At 71.7% G+C, this 13,670-nt stretch carries 28 protein-coding genes and 1 pseudogene; 9 read left to right on the forward strand and 20 right to left on the reverse strand.

Features of this window, described 5'->3' with window-relative positions; translation table 11 throughout:
* Window positions 1–27: 27 nt before the first annotated feature.
* Both DT076_RS16765 and DT076_RS16770 read right to left on the reverse strand, forming a co-directional pair.
* The gene (locus DT076_RS16765; RefSeq protein WP_114127858.1) at window positions 28–1,032 is read right to left on the reverse strand and encodes a DNA-methyltransferase; all 1,005 of its coding nucleotides are present in this window, start codon (window positions 1,030–1,032) and stop codon (window positions 28–30) included.
* Window positions 1,025–1,342: a hypothetical protein gene (locus DT076_RS16770; protein ID WP_114127859.1), complete on the reverse strand. Its 318-nt coding sequence runs from the start codon at window positions 1,340–1,342 to the stop codon at window positions 1,025–1,027. Before DT076_RS16770 ends, DT076_RS16765 begins: the two co-directional genes overlap by 8 nt.
* A 39-nt stretch (window positions 1,343–1,381) precedes the next feature.
* Here DT076_RS16770 and DT076_RS16775 point away from each other — a divergent pair, with 39 nt between their 5' ends.
* Window positions 1,382–1,672, forward strand: a complete 291-nt coding sequence (locus DT076_RS16775; RefSeq protein WP_114127860.1) for a hypothetical protein — start codon at window positions 1,382–1,384, stop codon at window positions 1,670–1,672.
* Window positions 1,673–1,678: 6 nt separating this feature from the next.
* On the opposite strand, the gene DT076_RS16780 is transcribed toward DT076_RS16775, so the two are convergent.
* From DT076_RS16780 to DT076_RS16850, 18 genes are all read right to left on the reverse strand, one after another.
* Window positions 1,679–2,119: a hypothetical protein gene (locus DT076_RS16780; RefSeq protein WP_114127861.1), complete on the reverse strand. Its 441-nt coding sequence runs from the start codon at window positions 2,117–2,119 to the stop codon at window positions 1,679–1,681.
* Window positions 2,116–2,316, reverse strand: a complete 201-nt coding sequence (locus DT076_RS19235; protein ID WP_147264182.1) for a hypothetical protein — start codon at window positions 2,314–2,316, stop codon at window positions 2,116–2,118. The genes DT076_RS16780 and DT076_RS19235 overlap by 4 nt, the downstream gene beginning before the upstream one ends.
* Window positions 2,309–2,896 (reverse strand): hypothetical protein, encoded by a 588-nt coding sequence (locus DT076_RS16785; RefSeq protein ID WP_114127862.1) that lies wholly within the window; start codon window positions 2,894–2,896, stop codon window positions 2,309–2,311. The genes DT076_RS19235 and DT076_RS16785 overlap by 8 nt, the downstream gene beginning before the upstream one ends.
* Before the next feature lie 112 nt (window positions 2,897–3,008).
* Window positions 3,009–3,584: a hypothetical protein gene (locus DT076_RS19690; protein WP_199539252.1), complete on the reverse strand. Its 576-nt coding sequence runs from the start codon at window positions 3,582–3,584 to the stop codon at window positions 3,009–3,011.
* Window positions 3,581–4,177: a hypothetical protein gene (locus DT076_RS16795; RefSeq protein ID WP_114127863.1), complete on the reverse strand. Its 597-nt coding sequence runs from the start codon at window positions 4,175–4,177 to the stop codon at window positions 3,581–3,583. Before DT076_RS16795 ends, DT076_RS19690 begins: the two co-directional genes overlap by 4 nt.
* The gene (locus tag DT076_RS16800) at window positions 4,174–4,368 is read right to left on the reverse strand and encodes a hypothetical protein (protein ID WP_114127864.1); all 195 of its coding nucleotides are present in this window, start codon (window positions 4,366–4,368) and stop codon (window positions 4,174–4,176) included. Before DT076_RS16800 ends, DT076_RS16795 begins: the two co-directional genes overlap by 4 nt.
* Window positions 4,368–4,610, reverse strand: coding sequence for a hypothetical protein (locus DT076_RS16805; protein ID WP_147264183.1), 243 nt, complete (start codon window positions 4,608–4,610; stop codon window positions 4,368–4,370). The genes DT076_RS16800 and DT076_RS16805 overlap by 1 nt, the downstream gene beginning before the upstream one ends.
* Window positions 4,607–5,491, reverse strand: a complete 885-nt coding sequence (locus DT076_RS16810) for a recombinase RecT (RefSeq protein WP_114127866.1) — start codon at window positions 5,489–5,491, stop codon at window positions 4,607–4,609. Before DT076_RS16810 ends, DT076_RS16805 begins: the two co-directional genes overlap by 4 nt.
* Complete coding sequence (locus DT076_RS20290; protein ID WP_114127867.1) at window positions 5,488–6,423, reverse strand: YqaJ viral recombinase family nuclease; 936 nt, start codon at window positions 6,421–6,423, stop codon at window positions 5,488–5,490. The genes DT076_RS16810 and DT076_RS20290 overlap by 4 nt, the downstream gene beginning before the upstream one ends.
* Window positions 6,423–6,623: a hypothetical protein gene (locus tag DT076_RS16820; RefSeq protein WP_114127868.1), complete on the reverse strand. Its 201-nt coding sequence runs from the start codon at window positions 6,621–6,623 to the stop codon at window positions 6,423–6,425. Before DT076_RS16820 ends, DT076_RS20290 begins: the two co-directional genes overlap by 1 nt.
* The gene (locus DT076_RS16825) at window positions 6,620–6,907 is read right to left on the reverse strand and encodes a hypothetical protein (protein WP_114127869.1); all 288 of its coding nucleotides are present in this window, start codon (window positions 6,905–6,907) and stop codon (window positions 6,620–6,622) included. The genes DT076_RS16820 and DT076_RS16825 overlap by 4 nt, the downstream gene beginning before the upstream one ends.
* Complete coding sequence (locus DT076_RS19490) at window positions 6,904–7,080, reverse strand: hypothetical protein (protein ID WP_158548182.1); 177 nt, start codon at window positions 7,078–7,080, stop codon at window positions 6,904–6,906. Before DT076_RS19490 ends, DT076_RS16825 begins: the two co-directional genes overlap by 4 nt.
* The gene (locus DT076_RS16830) at window positions 7,077–7,307 is read right to left on the reverse strand and encodes a hypothetical protein (RefSeq protein WP_114127870.1); all 231 of its coding nucleotides are present in this window, start codon (window positions 7,305–7,307) and stop codon (window positions 7,077–7,079) included. The genes DT076_RS19490 and DT076_RS16830 overlap by 4 nt, the downstream gene beginning before the upstream one ends.
* Window positions 7,304–7,438 (reverse strand): hypothetical protein, encoded by a 135-nt coding sequence (locus DT076_RS20295; RefSeq protein WP_267896841.1) that lies wholly within the window; start codon window positions 7,436–7,438, stop codon window positions 7,304–7,306. Before DT076_RS20295 ends, DT076_RS16830 begins: the two co-directional genes overlap by 4 nt.
* A gap of 192 nt (window positions 7,439–7,630) precedes the next feature.
* Window positions 7,631–7,957 (reverse strand): hypothetical protein, encoded by a 327-nt coding sequence (locus DT076_RS16835; RefSeq protein WP_114127871.1) that lies wholly within the window; start codon window positions 7,955–7,957, stop codon window positions 7,631–7,633.
* Complete coding sequence (locus DT076_RS16840) at window positions 7,957–8,163, reverse strand: excisionase family DNA-binding protein (protein ID WP_114127872.1); 207 nt, start codon at window positions 8,161–8,163, stop codon at window positions 7,957–7,959. Before DT076_RS16840 ends, DT076_RS16835 begins: the two co-directional genes overlap by 1 nt.
* A complete protein-coding gene (locus DT076_RS16845; protein WP_114127873.1) occupies window positions 8,160–8,462 on the reverse strand; it encodes a hypothetical protein in 303 nt (100 codons plus the stop codon). The genes DT076_RS16840 and DT076_RS16845 overlap by 4 nt, the downstream gene beginning before the upstream one ends.
* A complete protein-coding gene (locus DT076_RS16850; RefSeq protein ID WP_158548183.1) occupies window positions 8,459–8,722 on the reverse strand; it encodes a helix-turn-helix domain-containing protein in 264 nt (87 codons plus the stop codon). The genes DT076_RS16845 and DT076_RS16850 overlap by 4 nt, the downstream gene beginning before the upstream one ends.
* Before the next feature lie 278 nt (window positions 8,723–9,000).
* Between DT076_RS16850 and DT076_RS16855 the strand changes: the two genes are divergently transcribed.
* The 8 genes and pseudogenes from DT076_RS16855 to DT076_RS16890 all read left to right on the forward strand — a co-directional run bounded on the left by DT076_RS16855 (window position 9,001) and on the right by DT076_RS16890 (window position 13,160).
* On the forward strand, window positions 9,001–9,528 hold the full coding sequence (locus tag DT076_RS16855; protein WP_114127875.1) for a hypothetical protein: 528 nt from the start codon (window positions 9,001–9,003) through the stop codon (window positions 9,526–9,528).
* A 35-nt stretch (window positions 9,529–9,563) separates the two neighbouring features.
* The gene (locus DT076_RS16860; protein WP_114127876.1) at window positions 9,564–10,010 is read left to right on the forward strand and encodes an ImmA/IrrE family metallo-endopeptidase; all 447 of its coding nucleotides are present in this window, start codon (window positions 9,564–9,566) and stop codon (window positions 10,008–10,010) included.
* Between the two features lie 19 nt (window positions 10,011–10,029).
* A complete protein-coding gene (locus tag DT076_RS16865; RefSeq protein WP_114127877.1) occupies window positions 10,030–10,254 on the forward strand; it encodes a hypothetical protein in 225 nt (74 codons plus the stop codon).
* Window positions 10,251–10,466: a DUF3263 domain-containing protein gene (locus DT076_RS16870; RefSeq protein WP_114127878.1), complete on the forward strand. Its 216-nt coding sequence runs from the start codon at window positions 10,251–10,253 to the stop codon at window positions 10,464–10,466. The genes DT076_RS16865 and DT076_RS16870 overlap by 4 nt, the downstream gene beginning before the upstream one ends.
* Complete coding sequence (locus DT076_RS16875) at window positions 10,453–11,547, forward strand: tyrosine-type recombinase/integrase (protein WP_114127879.1); 1,095 nt, start codon at window positions 10,453–10,455, stop codon at window positions 11,545–11,547. Before DT076_RS16870 ends, DT076_RS16875 begins: the two co-directional genes overlap by 14 nt.
* 81 nt (window positions 11,548–11,628) lie before the next feature.
* Window positions 11,629–11,727: pseudogene (locus DT076_RS20470) on the forward strand (NUMOD4 domain-containing protein); the annotation flags it as partial.
* Between the two features lie 103 nt (window positions 11,728–11,830).
* Complete coding sequence (locus tag DT076_RS16885) at window positions 11,831–12,175, forward strand: HNH endonuclease (protein ID WP_158548184.1); 345 nt, start codon at window positions 11,831–11,833, stop codon at window positions 12,173–12,175.
* Between the two features lie 217 nt (window positions 12,176–12,392).
* Window positions 12,393–13,160, forward strand: a complete 768-nt coding sequence (locus tag DT076_RS16890; RefSeq protein ID WP_114127881.1) for a D-Ala-D-Ala carboxypeptidase family metallohydrolase — start codon at window positions 12,393–12,395, stop codon at window positions 13,158–13,160.
* The last annotated feature ends 510 nt before the right edge of the window (window positions 13,161–13,670 follow it).

A 13,670-nucleotide genomic window follows, 5' to 3' on the forward strand; every position in this document is an offset into this window, starting at 1 on the left:
GGCAGCCGGTGTGGTCAGGTGGGTGGCTCATGCGACGCCGCCGGCGAAGTCGAGGCCTGGCTGCCGTAGTCGGGTCTGGAGCGACAGCTCGAGGTAGTCGGCGGACAGGTCGATGCCGATGTAGCGGCGTCCGTGGCGGGCTGCTGCGAGCCCGGTGGTGCCCGAGCCGGAGAACGGGTCGAGAACGGTGCCACCGGGTCGGCACCCTGCGAGCACGCACCGCTCGGCGAGGGCGACCGGCATGGTGGCGAAGTGGGCGCCGGGGAAGGGCTGGGTCGGGATGGTCCACACGTCGCCCGGGTTGCGCCCGGCGGTGTGCCCGCCGGTGTGGCGCTGTCCGTCAGCTGGGCGGAAGCGAGTGCTCGGGTCGCACTTGCCGCCGCGCCGACGCCCCTGGTCGATGTGGTTGCCCCCGACGGTGCTGGGCTTGTCCGGATGCAGGATGGGCTCGCGCACGGGATCGAGGTCGAACCAGTACCGCGGCCCCTTGGTGAGCAGGAACAGCAGCTCGTGGCGGCTGCTCAGGCGGTCGGTGACTGACTCCGGCATGGCGTTCGGCTTCGCCCACACCACCTGGTTGCGCAGCGTCCATCCGTCGTCGATGAGCGCCAGAGCCACCCGCCACGGCATCCCGAGGAGGCTCTTGCGGGGGACGGCGACGCCCGGCTTCTTCCGGCGCGTCGTCAGGCTGGGTGCCTGGACAGCATCGTGCTTTCGACCCTGCAAGGCGCTGCTAGACCCTCGGCCGGCCCCAGGGTCGCTGGCGTAGGAGTCGCCGAGGTTGAGCCACAGCGTTCCGTCGTCGGCGAGCACCCGGCGCGCCTCGGCGAACAACTCGCGGAGGCGGTCGATGTACTCGGCCGGGGTGGCCTCGAGGCCGTACTGGTCGGGGTGGCCGTAGTCGCGGAGGCCGAAGTAGGGCGGGCTGGTGACGATGCAGTCGGCCGCGGCCGCCGGCAGCTGGCGAAGCACGGTGAGCGCGTCGCCCTGGTGCAGCGTGGTGGTGTCGTCGGAGTAGAACGGCTCAGGCATGGTCGACCTCCGGGAGCACGCTGAGGAGGTCGTCCTGCTCGAGCGGGTCGTGTGCGGGCTTGGTGGCCTGGTCGGCCCACCATGTGAGCTCGGCGGCCAGCGCGCGGGCGGCGTCAGGGTCGAGGTGGACGCCGCTGTCGGCCTGGCCGAGGCCGAGGCGTCCCGGCACGTGCCCGAAGCAGACGCTGAGGAGCCCTTCGTGGGTGCTGGTGAAGGCGAGGATGGGAGCGTCCGGTCGGGGCTGGCTGACGGCGATATGGCCGTGGCGGCGGTTGTCGTGGGCGCCGAGGACGGTGGACGGTTCAGGCATCGTTGGCCTCGAATCGAACACGTGTTCTACCGTGCTCGCATGGGGCAGCGGCAGAAGGACAAGGAGTGGCCGGCCCCGCGCAACACCCGCCACGTGTGGATCCTCGGTTCAGGTCCGCACGGTGCGCCGGTGCAGGGGCTGGTGATCGCCTGGCACCGGCACGCCTACCGGTGGCAGGCGCTGTGCTGCTGGGTCGAACCGACCGAGGATGGTGGGGAGCAGCTGGTGCAACGCTGGCTGCCCGTGGAGCGGTTGCGGCCGGCGCGGACTGACCCGAACCAGGCGATCCGGTACTCGTGGTTCTCGGAGCGGCTCCGGCCGTCACGCTGAGCCCGGTCACGACGCCCTCCGCAGCTCGGCCGAGATCGACTCCAGCGACCTGGCGATCCGGTCGATGCGTGCGCGGTCACACGGCGGACACCACAGGGCATCGCCCCCGATGAAGGTGCCGCAGGTGAAGCACCGCGGCTGGAACGGCAGCGGGACCAGCTCTCCGTCTGGGTAGCGCCAGCCCGCCTGGGCGGCGGCGTAGACGGTCGGGTGCCCGTCGGCCAACCAGTCCCAGATCGCGTCCTCGTACCACTCGGACTCGCCGCTGTGGCGGGTCCACGCGTGGACGACTCGGGAGCAGTGGTCGCAGCACTTGAACGTCCACGCCTCGCAGCGGTCCAGGCCTGCCATCCGCTGGTAGGACTCCCCGGGCAGGATGACTCGGCCGCACATCTGGCAGCGGTGCCGCTTCCGGGCAACCGGGGCGGTCCACACGTAGTCGGTCACGGTGTGTCCTCCGGCTTGCAGCGGCGGCACGGAACCACCTGCTCGATCAGACCGTTGGCTATCAGCCCGAGGACGATCTGAGCGCCGCTGAACCCCTCGGCCCACTTCCATCGCGGCATGAACGCCCGCACGTTGGGGCAGGTCGATCGGTGCCAGCGACGGCCGTCCTGGCTGCGGAAGTAGGTGCGCTCACTCACCAGGCTCACCCGCCTCGGCAGCACCGGCCGGTGCGGAACCCGGGCGGGTGGCCTGGTCGAGGACCGCGAGCGCGTCCAGCCAGCGGCGCTCCTCCTCGCCAGCGCCTCGTGCCCGAGCAGCGGTGGCGTTGCCGCTGGCGATGCCCTGCACGCGGGCCAGCGCGGCCCGGGCCTTGGCCAGGTCAGCCTCGCGGGCCTTGCGCTCAGCGCGCTCTGCTTCGTAGGACCGCAGCAGGCTCTGCGCACCCTCCTCAGCCTCGGACAGGTCCCGCTCAGCGGCCTCGGCGCGGTGGCGCTCGATGCTGCTACCCGGCACCCAGCCCTGTCCGTGGTCCGGCTCGCCGCAGGACGGGTGCAGACGGCCGTCGTTGTGCCAAGCATCGCCGCGAGCCGGAGCACCACACCACTCGCACACCCGCTGCTGGTCCCCGGCCTCGAGTTCGCGTAGCCGCTCAGCAGCAGCCAGCAGGGCCGCCATCTGGTCGCGGCCAAGCGGGTTGTGCCACTGCGGTTCGGCCAACGCCTCGCGCAGCCGGGCCAGCGTCTCGTAGGTCAGGGTGGTGCGGTCGTCGTTGTTCATCAGCGGGTCTCGTCTCTGGTGATGTCGATCAGGTAGCCGGCGGTCCAGGCGAGGAGGAGTGCCGGGAGTGCGGCGATGGAGGCGACCAGGACGGCGGTCTTCTGGCGGCGGGTCACTGGCCGGCCTCGCTCTCAGGCACCAGACGACGCAGGCGCCCGAAACGCCGGCGGACGTCCGACTCATCCTCAGGCTGGTCGGTGCCGTTGATGCACCGGAGGGAGCCGTCGTCGCAGCGCTGCCAGACATGGCCGGCGTCGGTGAGCCACAGCTCGGGGTTGGGCTGGGAACGGATCGCCGTCACCGTGATGCCGGCCCCCTGCTCGCGGTCGATCTTCTGCACCCACGCCACCGCGACCGCTGCCACCTGCACCAACTCAGCGCGCAGTTCGGCCGGGTCGTCGCATGCGATCGCCTCTGCCCACTCCTCGGTGAGGATGGCCTCGTAGGTGAGCCGGCCGGCGGCGGCGAGGCGGTCGGTTCGGGCCGTGAAGATGGCGGCCAGCTCGGCGCCGGTCCGCAGGTCGAGGTTCGGCTCGTAGGCGTCGCGGAGCAGCGACCGGGTGCCGCCTGTGCCGTTGGGGTGGTTCTGCTCGCCCCACTTCACCTCCTGTCGGCCGCGCTCCCCACCGACCTCGTTGAGCACCCGCTGCACGTCGGCCACCCAGCGGGTGGTGCGGTTGTCGCTCACCGGGCACCGCCGATCCCCAGCACGCGACCCGCTTCGATGACGGCGTGGAAGGCGTCGGGGTCGTGCGAGCGGTCCGGGTGCGCGTTGGCCCGGGCCCGGCGCCACAGCGACTCGTAGCTGGCGTTAGCCGGCACCTCCGAGTAGGGAGCCCACTGCCGCAGCAGCGCGACCGCGTCATCCGTGGACATCCCGCCGCCGGCCTCGAGCTGCAGGAGGCCCTTGTACTGGGCGCCGCCCTGGATGGCGCCCCAGCGCTCAACGCCGCGGAGCGCCTCCAGGCTCAGGCCGACAGCGCGCACGTTGTCCCGCCAGCGGGTGTAGCGGCCGGCCTGGAAGACGATGGTGCCGTCCGGGGTGTCGAACAGGACCCGCACGCGTGGGGTGGCGACGGTGGCCTTGGCGCGGACGTTGCCGTCGAGGCGGAAGTCGGCCTCACGCAGATCGATCTGCACGACCAGGCCGCGGCCCTGCATCAGCTCGACCTCCCGCTCGAGGAGGCGCACTGTCTTCGACCACGGGCTGTCGAACCGGGACCGCTCGATCGAGTGCTTGCCGCCGGTCCAGTCCTGCAGCGGTCGCAGGGTGAGCGTCACCGGGACACCTCCTGCTCGTCGCGTTCCGCGGCGGCGAGGACGCCGCACAGGGTGATGACCGCCAGCCAGCAGGCGACCGACAGCCCGCCGGTGACCAGCAGGAGCGGCAGGTCGGCCACGGCCAGCGCGGCGAACGCGGCACCCAGCAGCGCGACCGCAACGCCGATGACGGCGTAGATGAAGGTGCGCATCAGGCGCTCACCTGCTGGGTGGGGTCGACGCCGTCGCGGTGCCAGGTGTCCAGGGCGGTGAGCACCCACGACGCCTCGTCGGCGGTGAGCTCGGACCGCGAGCTGATGGGGCGGCAGGCCACCCGGGCGCAGAACGCGAGGCCGGCGTCGCGGTCCGTGAGCCCGACCCGGCGCATCCGCGCCACGACCAGACCGACCTGCTTGCTGCTCGCACGGGGCAGCCCATCCACGGTGAGGCTCACGACCGCCACCCCTCGGGCTCCTGCGACGGGTCATAGCCCTCGGGGAGCTCCTGGACGTCGAGCACCTCACCAGTCGCGGTGTCGACCTTCTCGGCCGGCGCCGAGGGCGGCTCGATCGCGGGGGCACCCGGAGTGGTGAGCTGCTCGGGCACCTTCTCCACGGCGAGGTCGGTGCCGGTGCGCTCGTCGACGGCGACCGCGTTGAGCATCTGCGTCGACTTCGGGAGCATCTTCACCAGCTGGCGGAGCATGGTCTTGCGCTCCATCCACCGCATCGGGTCGGGGATGCCACCGTTCGAGCCGACCTTGCCGCTGCGGAGCTTCTTCACCTCGTCGGCGGTGGCGACCAGGAACACCTTCGCCCCGGTGGTCAGCGACGCGACGGCGTAGTAGTGGCTGACCTGCCCGCGGTCGCCGAGGGCCGGCTTGTGGATGAGGTACGGCTCGAGACCGTAGGCGTAGGAGAACTCGTCCTGCTCGTAGACGGGCTGGGCGTCGATGTGCCGTGCCATCGGGTGCTGCCAGAACAGCTTGACCATGCCCTGGTAGCCGATGATGAGGGTGCACTCCCGGCCGTGAGGGACGAGGTAGGCCTCCCCGTTCACGCCGGGCTCCAGACCGAGCGCGGCCGCGGTCAGCAGCGCGCCGGCGAACGAGTCCGCGGAGCAGTCGGCGAGGCTGTGCTTGGAGGTGCCCTTGGCCTTCGCCATCTCGGACTGGCGGATGACGGTGAGGGCGAGGCGGGCGACCCGGTCGGCGTCCATGCCCTTCGGCAGCGCCCGGGCGATCTCGGGCTGCATCCGCTGGACGATCTGGACGAGGGTCGGCTTCTTCTGCTGCACGTCCTGCTGCTGCTGGTGGCGCTGGGCGATCTGGCTCATGCTGCGTTCTCCTTCGGCTGGGTGATGGCGGGCTTCTTGGTCTCGCTGCGCTGCAGCTGGAGGTAGGGGGTGCCGGGGCTGCCGTCGGCCCGCTTGCGGGCGGTGCGGTAGGCGATCCGGCGGCCGGCGAACACGGCCCGGTGGGTGCGGCCCATGGCGTGCAGCACCTGGCCCTTGCGCCGGTTCGACTCGGTCTTGGCCGCCTCGAGCGCGGCCTCGGCTTCGAGGTAGGCCAGCGCGGTGGCCGCGTCGAGCTCGGTCTCGGTGTCCCGGTCGATGTCGGGGTGCTCCTCGCGGAGCACCTGCAGCGTCTGGGCGTGGCCGTCGATGTCCGGGCGCTGGCCGGCGGCGATCGAGTCGAGGAAGGCGCGGCCCTCCCGCATCATCAGCTCGAGGTCGCCCGGGTCCTGCTCGACGATGTACTCGCGGTAGTCGGTGCCGCCGATGAGCACGATCACGCGGGCCCGGCGGAGGCCGAGCACGGCCAGGTACCAGCGGACCTGGGTGAGGTAGTAGACCGGGATCTTGTCGGTGCCCGGCGTGCCCCACTCGTCGTCGTAGCGGGCCTGCTTGACCTCGACGACCTCGTCCAGTTCGCCGCGGCGGCGGCGGTGCACGATGGCGTCGGGGCTGGCGAGCATCCAGTCGTGCTCGTCGTGCAGGAACGTCTGCCCGCGGCGGCGGACCCGCCAGTCGGGGTGGTCGTCGCGCCACCGCTGCAGCACCGCGCTCTCGAGGCGGCGCCCCCACTCGGTGTCGGCGGTGTCGGGCTGCGGGCCGACCGCGCCGGCCTTCCGCAGCCACAGCGACAGCCGGGACTCCCACGGCGACAGCCCGAGCACCGCGGCGACCTCAGAGCCGCCGAGCCGGGTGCTGCGCTGCTCAAGCCACTCTGCCGACCCGGGCTCGTAGGTGGCGATCAGGCGGGGCATCACGCCACCTCCCCGAGCACGTCGGCTGTGGCGTTGAGCCGGTCGCGGAACGACCCCTGCCCGTGAGACGCCTTCTCGATCCGCTCCAGGGCGTCCTCGCACGGGACGCAGATGTCGTCGATCTGCTCATCCGGCGCGCCGCCCTCGACCCGGACGGAGCCGGTGCCGTGGCAGTCCGGGCACCCGGGCAGCCCCTTCACCGTCCGGCTCCGGTCTTGTCGCGCCGGTCGCAGATCCGGTCCCAGGCGGCCTGCTTGCGGTCCTCGAGGATCTGCGCCCATGCCCAGTCGGGGAACGACCAGCCCTCGGCGCGGGCGACCGCGTCCGGGTGGCAGGTGGGGCAGAGCAGCGGGCACGGGTTGCCGTCCTGGTCGAAGCCGGCGATCGCGCCGTCTCCGCCGCAGTCGTCGCACAGCACCCAGCCCGGCCGGCTAGGGCGGAGCGGCACAAAGGACGCCAGCTGCGCCAACTCGGGGGCGTTCACGCTGCCACCTCCAAGGCGCGGCGGGGCTTCGACCGCTCGCGGTGCACGGTGGGGCCGTCGCGGCGGTCGGAGCGCAGCACCGGGAGCAGGTGGCGCTGGCCGCAGGTGCACAGCCGAGTCGGCCGGTCCCAGATCGGCTGTCCAGCCCAGGTGTGGGCGCGGCGGGCGTTCACTGCTCGTCCCCGTCCCAGTAGTCGACCTCGAGGTCCTCGGGGACGGCGTCGCGCACCTCTGAGTACGCGAGCACCAGATCCGACGACGACTCCCGGGCCTCCCGCTCCATCGCATCCAGGAACGTGGTGGTCTCGTGGTGGGTGTGGCGGTCGCACGAGCGGGCGAGGTCGCGGGCGTGCAGGGTCTTGAGGTAGCGGACGGCGTCCATGCTCAGCGCGGGGATCACGCCGACACCTCCTGCTCCTGGCGCTGGCGGCGCAGGATGGGCGGCTTCGTGCGGCGCTTGCACGAGCCCTGGCGGCGGTCGTGGTGCGCCGCCTCGCGCTTCACGTACTGGTCGATCTGGTTGCGGGTCATGGCAGACTCCTTCTCGGTTGTGGCTCGCCCTCTTGCCTTGGTCGGTGGGGGCGAGCCCGATCTGTGTTGTGGGTCAGGCGGCGTCGGGCCGGTGGGCTTGGCACCGGTGCTGGTGGTGCTTGAGCCAGCGCCTGGTGCCGAGGCGGAGGCACTTGCCGCAGCGGGCCAGCTCCATGTCCTTCGGGCGGCGCATCAGGCGGCGTCCGTGCTCGGGCCGCGCCAGACGCGGAGGGTGGCGGCGTGCCTGCTGCGGCGGGTCGCCCTCGTCCAGCCGGCGGGCTCGATCAGCCGCTGCGAGGCGAGCGACCCGAACACCGACGGCAGGAGGTTGGGGGAGTGCGGCTCACCGACGCCGGCGAGCACGAGCACCCGACGCACGTCCTCGGCGGTGAAGTCGACGCCGCCCTTGGCCAGAGCCAGCGCCACGGTCTCGATCTGCTGACGATGCCCGCGGTGAGGGGCGGTATCGGCGGCCTGCACATCGGAGATGCCCTGCTCCTTGAGCTGCTGGCCGGTCATCAGGCGGCCTCGTGGCGGTGGTTGCGCCGGTAGATGTCGACCGCCGTCTGCGGGATCCGCCAGTGGCCCCGGCCAGCCCGCTTCGCGTGCGCGCCGAGACGGTAGGCGCCGGGGAGCTCGCCGCGGTGGATCAGCTTCGTCACCGTCCACCGGTCGGTGCGGAGCTGGACGGCCACCTCGACCGTGGTCAGGTCGGCGGTGATCACGCCGCCGCCCCCACTGTGAGGTCGAACAGGTGCTCGAGTTGGGGCGTCGCTGCGGCGTGCGGCAGGTGGTGCCGGTTGTGCAGCGGCAGCAGGCAGGCGATGAGTTCCTGCTCGACCTCGCCGGCGTCGAACGCGTCGAAGGGGCCGCGGAGCACACACCGGTGCGCCTGCTCGATCCAGGGGGAGCGCTGCTCGTGCTGCCAGCGACGGCGGCGCGGCGCACGGGTCCGCCCGACGTAGAGCAGCCGGTCGTCGGCGTCGTAGACGCGGTAGACGAAGGTGTCGCGCACGGTGGTCACGCCGCCACCTCGCGCTGCTTGCCGGAGCGGTAAGACGTACTTGACACCTTGGGCACGAAGAGATCGTCGAGGGGGATCTCGAGGACCGCCGCGAGCTTGACGGCGGTGTCGGCGGTGACCGTGGTGACCTTCCCGGCCAGGATCCGGCCGATGTAGGAGTGCGACTCGAACCCGCACTGCTGGGCCAGCCAGCGCTGCGAGCGGCCCTTGATCATCAGGGTCCCCTTGATGCGGCGCGGCGCCTCTCGGCGTACCTGCATGAAGACCTCCATTCGCCGGATCGGAGTGATCGTTGCTGTCGTAGTCAACGGTAAGTGATCCTTTCTCAAGTGTCCAGTGCTGCTTGCTCCAAGTGTGCAGGCTGGTGTCCACCTCGTCAAGCGCTACTTGTCGTGAGCGGCCCACAGCCGCACGGTTGTGGGGATTTTTCAGTGACAGCCGCTAGCGTGCTGGTGTCCAGCAAAGTGGGCGTTCGATTAGCCGTTGGGGTGTCCGCCGTCGTAGCGGAAAGCGCCGGGGGAGGAGAACCATCGTGGCCATGAAGTCACGGCACCCGCTGGGGGTGCTCATCACCGACGCGATGGAGGCCAACGGATGGTCCTACGGGGACCTAGCGGACCGCTCGACCAGGGCCGGCTACCCGGTCAGCCGGCAGGCGATGAACATGCTCGCCGAGAACCCGGTGAAGACCGTCAACGCCGACGCCATCAGGCGGGTGGCAGCTGCCACCGGCGTCTCGGAGCGGAAGGTGATCGTGGCCTTCGTCCGCAGCCTGGGTCTCAGCTGGTCGGAGGACGTCGACGACGACCGCGTCGAGGCAGCGATTCGCGACGATGGCCGTTTGAGCGTAGAAGACAAGGGCCTGCTGCTGGCGATGGTCGAGCAGATGCGGGGGCGGCACCGCGGCGGCACCGTGTCCCGGCTGCGGCCGGGGGGTCCGCCGAACATCCCGCCGGGCGCCGAGGTGATGCCCGGCGACGTCGCCGCCTACGACACGACGGTCGAGGACCCGGTGAAGCGCCGCCGCCGCGAGCAGGACGAGGCGGCCGAGCGCGGCGACTCCTGACCGATTGTCGGTGGCTCCCTCTACCGTCTCGGTCCATGTCGCCGTTCGCGTTCCACCACCCCTGGCGGGAGCTGCGTGACCACTTCGGGCACGTCGTCGTGTTCTGGCAGGCGCAGCACGGGCTGCGCCGCTCAGCGACGGACGGCACCTGGCGGATCTGGATGGACCCCAGCCTGGGGCAGGCGGGCCGCCGCTCCGCGCTCGCGCACGAGCTCGAGCACCTGCGGGCCGGACACGTCGGATGCCAGCCACCCGTGGTCGAGCGGCACGTTCGGGCGATGGCGGCGCAGCGGCTCCTGCCGTGCATCCGACAGGTGGCCGACGCGGTGGTGTGGGCTCGCGGCTGCATCGACACCGCGGCCGACGAGCTGTGGGTCGACCGAGACACTCTGCTGGCGCGGGTAGACCGGCGCCACACCCCGCCGATGGAGGTGGCGTATGTGAGGCACAGGGCAAGGCTGTACGAGGAGGAGATGGCATGAGCTACGAAGGAGTCGAGCGGTGACGAAGTGGGACGAGGAGAAGGCGGAGCGTCTGCGGCAGCTGGACGCGCAGAAGGCCGCCGGGAAGATCGACCAGGCCGACTGGGAAGTGCGTCGGCAGAACGTGCTGGCGGAGAAGGCGCCGCAGGGGTTCCTGACACGGCTCGGCATCGCGGTGATGGTCGTCGTCGGAGGGCTGCTGCTGATCGCGTTGGTCGTGAACCTGCTGGAGCTGTCACCGTGACCGACGAGGACCGGCAGATCTTGGCCGCCAGTGCGCTGCCGCCGGCGGGACGGATCCGCGCCGCTGACCGGCTCGGGATCAGCCCGACCCGGCTGCACCAGCGGCTGAACCAGCTGATCGACAGCCGGGAGGCGCTCGAGCACAACCCGACGCTGGTGAACCGGCTCCGACGTGTACGGGAGGCGCGGAGGCGGGCCCGTGGCGGTCTCTGACCGCTGGCACCGCCGCGACCCCGAGACCGGTAAGCGGGTCCGCTCCGACCGGTACGGCCGCGGGAAGCGGTGGGAGGTGCGATGGTGGGATGAGCGGAAGGTGCAGCGCCGGCGGGCGTTCGACCACCGCGAGGACGCGGAGGCGTTCGACGCCCGGCTGAAGATGAGCCCCACGGAGCGGGCGACGGTTCGGACCGTGGCGGAGCAGTGGGAGTCCTGGATCGGCGCCCGGGCCGGGTTGAAGCCGTCGACGCTGCACGGCTACCGCCGGTTGTGGCGGGCCGAGCTGGAACCGCGGTGGGGTGGGCGGCGGATGTCGTCGCTGCGGCACGGCGAGCTGGCTGAGTGGGTGGGCGAGCTCGCTGCGCGGTCGCCGGCGACGGCCCGGCAGGCGAAGACGGTGCTGTCGGGGGTGCTGCGGTCGGCTGTCGCTGACGGGGCGCTCCAGGCCGACCCGACGGCCGGGATCTCCGTGCGGGCTCCGCGAGCGGATGTGCGGCCCCTGACGGTGGACCAGGTGCGCCGGCTCGCCGAGGAATGCGCCCCGCACCAGCTGGTGGTGTGGGTGCTGGCGTGCACCGGGATGCGGTTCGGGGAGATGGCCGCGCTCCGCGTCGACTCGCTCGATGCCCGCCGGCGTCGGCTGCGGGTGGCGCGGAACCTCACCAGCGCGGGCGGGCGACTGGTGGAGGCGATGCCGAAGAACGGCCGCAGCCGCGACGTGCCCGTCCCGCGGTGGCTGGTGGAGCAGCTGGTCGAGCAGAGCGCCGGCCGCGCTCCGGGCGAGCCGCTGCTGACCACCCGCGCCGGTGGCCCGTGGCGGCTGTCGTCGTGGAAGCGGATCTGGGTGGGGGAGGGGGACCGGCCAGGCGCCCGCCAGCGAGCCGGACTGCCGGACGTTCGAACCCACGACCTGCGGCACACCGCGGCGTCGTGGATGATCGAGTCAGGCGCCAACGTGAAGGCCGTGCAGACCGCGCTCGGCCACCAGACGGCGACGATGACGATGGACCTCTACGCCCACCTCTTCGAAGATGGACTCGACTCCGTGGGGGACCGGATCGACGCCCTCACTCGGTAGATTCGGAGCGGCCCCGGGGGTGCTACCAACACCCGCCGAGGCCTGACCCGCTCATCTGGACCTAGCAGAGAGGGGCTAGCCATGGAGGCTACCCAAGAAGTGTGGAGACCGGTCCTCGACCACGACGGCTACGACGTCAGCAACCTGGGGCGAGTGCGTTCCTGGCGTAGCCCCGGCAAGACGCCCGGCCGTGCCCCGGCGCCACGCCTGCTGCGGCTCACGCATGGGGTGCCGCGGTCGCTACGTCGTCGTGACGTTGGCGGCGCCTCGCGCGAAGCGCTACGTGCACCACCTCGTCGCTGCTGCGTTCCTCGGCCCACGGCCGAAAGGCATGGACGTGGCTCACTGGGACAACGACGGCACGAACAACGTCGTCACGAATCTGCGCTACGCCACCGAGGTCGAGAACATGGCCGACAAGCTGCGGCACGGCACCGACAACCGGCGCGAGCACGCGAAGTACCGGAAGCTGAGTCAGATCGACGTCGACGAGATCCGCCGCCGGTACGGTCCGCCCGGCGGTGTCGGCCAGCCAGGACTGGAGTCCCAGCGGTCGCTCGCGGCGGAGTTCGGGGTGAGCCAGCAGCGGATCTCTGCGATCGTGAACTGGCGGACCTGGAACCTCTGACGGGGTAGCGCGCCGGGCCCCGATGTGGCACCAGAGTGGCCCTGGCGGTGCGTTTCCCCTAGTCAACGCCCGAGGACTGCCCGTCTTGTAAACAGCAGGTCGCGGGTTCGAATCCTGTCGGGGGCTCTTCGCGGCAGACCCTGGACACCCCGCAGCAGACCTCCCTAGGGTCGGTGACGTCCCGCCCGACACACCCCCTCTGGAAGGCTGGTTGACCATGTCCGTGACCCCTGCCCCCACCTCCCCGACCCGGTCCCGCGCCGCGCAGCGGCTGGTGACCGCCCTGCTCGCCGTCCTGCTCTCCTTCGGCACCGTGGGCCTGGTGGCCCCGACCGAGGCGCAGGCCTACAGCTGGTCGCGCACCCTGCGCGAGGGCTCCTCCGGCGCCGACGTCCGCGAGCTGCAGATCCGCGTGGCCGGCTGGGCCGCCGACGGCCCCTCCCGCACCCACGTGGCCGTCGACGGCGCGTTCGGCCCCGGTACCAAGGCCGCGGTGGTCCGGTTCCAGCGCGCCTACGGCCTCGCCGCGGACGGCGTCGTCGGACCCGACACCCAGCGCGCGCTGAACGCGCTGGAGGACACGGACGGCTCCACCCGGCACTTCAACTTCTCCGAGTTCCACTCCAAGGACGGCGCCGGCTTCAGCGGCGGCAAGGTCGGCGCGGCCGAGGTCAAGGAGAACGTGCGACGGCTGATGTACAAGCTCGAGGCCGTCCGCAAGAAGTCCGGCGACCGGCCCATCACCATCAACAGCGGCTTCCGCAGCATCAACCACAACGCCAACGTCGACGGGGCCTCCAACAGCCAGCACATGTACGGCATCGCCGCCGACATCGTCATCAGCGGTCGCTCGGTCAGCCAGACCATCGGCTACGCGCAGAGCTCCGGCTTCTCCGGGATCATCCGCTACAGCACCTTCACCCACGTCGACAGCCGCGCGGAGTACCCGGCCTACGGCTCCGCCAGCTACTACTGGGCCGTCTGAGCCTCCCGGCGGTCAGCCGGCCTGCCTCCTGGGCTGCGGGCATGCAGCGCGTGCTGGGGTGGACGTGGACCGCCCTGCACGCGGCCCCAGGCGGACGAGCAGACGGAGGTCGCACCATGAGCCAGCCCGCCGTCGCGCCGCTGGCAGCTCGCTGGACGAGCTGGTCACCGGGCACCGGCGGTTCGGGCCGGTCATCGTGCGCTGGGTCCATCTGCAGGTGCTCAAGGAGCCGGCCCACCACCAGCGGGCACGCCGACATCCCGCGCGAGCAGGTCCTGGCGGCCCGCACCGTCTGACTCCGGGCGCCCGCTCGGCGGACGCAGCCAAGGTCGCTGTCCACCCGCTCCTGCGGCAGTGCCTCGGTGCCGGGCGGGGCACGCTGGCCCGTCACCAGCACCGCGCGGGGGTGACCCGGTCGTCGGTGGGATCCCCGCCGGTGACCCGGACCGGCGTGGTCGAGTCCCGGACGCGTCGGGTGAGAAAGTTCGCCGGTGCGGGTTCTGCCGGTGT

Origin of the sequence: Desertihabitans brevis (assembly GCF_003327535.1) — a bacterium.
GTDB classification, from domain to species: domain Bacteria; phylum Actinomycetota; class Actinomycetes; order Propionibacteriales; family Propionibacteriaceae; genus Desertihabitans; species Desertihabitans brevis.

Coding starts and splice junctions, on each gene's coding strand:
- DT076_RS20295 (WP_267896841.1), bottom strand. CDS start 7,438: ATGACCCGCAACCAGATCGACCAGTACGTGAAGCGCGAGGCGGCGCAC.
- DT076_RS16785 (WP_114127862.1), bottom strand. CDS start 2,896: ATGAACAACGACGACCGCACCACCCTGACCTACGAGACGCTGGCCCGG.
- DT076_RS16890 (WP_114127881.1), top strand. CDS start 12,393: ATGTCCGTGACCCCTGCCCCCACCTCCCCGACCCGGTCCCGCGCCGCG.
- DT076_RS16775 (WP_114127860.1), top strand. CDS start 1,382: ATGGGGCAGCGGCAGAAGGACAAGGAGTGGCCGGCCCCGCGCAACACC.
- DT076_RS16860 (WP_114127876.1), top strand. CDS start 9,564: ATGTCGCCGTTCGCGTTCCACCACCCCTGGCGGGAGCTGCGTGACCAC.
- DT076_RS16810 (WP_114127866.1), bottom strand. CDS start 5,491: ATGAGCCAGATCGCCCAGCGCCACCAGCAGCAGCAGGACGTGCAGCAG.
- DT076_RS16850 (WP_158548183.1), bottom strand. CDS start 8,722: ATGCAGGTACGCCGAGAGGCGCCGCGCCGCATCAAGGGGACCCTGATG.
- DT076_RS16800 (WP_114127864.1), bottom strand. CDS start 4,368: ATGCGCACCTTCATCTACGCCGTCATCGGCGTTGCGGTCGCGCTGCTG.
- DT076_RS16835 (WP_114127871.1), bottom strand. CDS start 7,957: ATGACCGGCCAGCAGCTCAAGGAGCAGGGCATCTCCGATGTGCAGGCC.
- DT076_RS20290 (WP_114127867.1), bottom strand. CDS start 6,423: ATGCCCCGCCTGATCGCCACCTACGAGCCCGGGTCGGCAGAGTGGCTT.
- DT076_RS16855 (WP_114127875.1), top strand. CDS start 9,001: ATGAAGTCACGGCACCCGCTGGGGGTGCTCATCACCGACGCGATGGAG.
- DT076_RS16770 (WP_114127859.1), bottom strand. CDS start 1,342: ATGCCTGAACCGTCCACCGTCCTCGGCGCCCACGACAACCGCCGCCAC.
- DT076_RS16765 (WP_114127858.1), bottom strand. CDS start 1,032: ATGCCTGAGCCGTTCTACTCCGACGACACCACCACGCTGCACCAGGGC.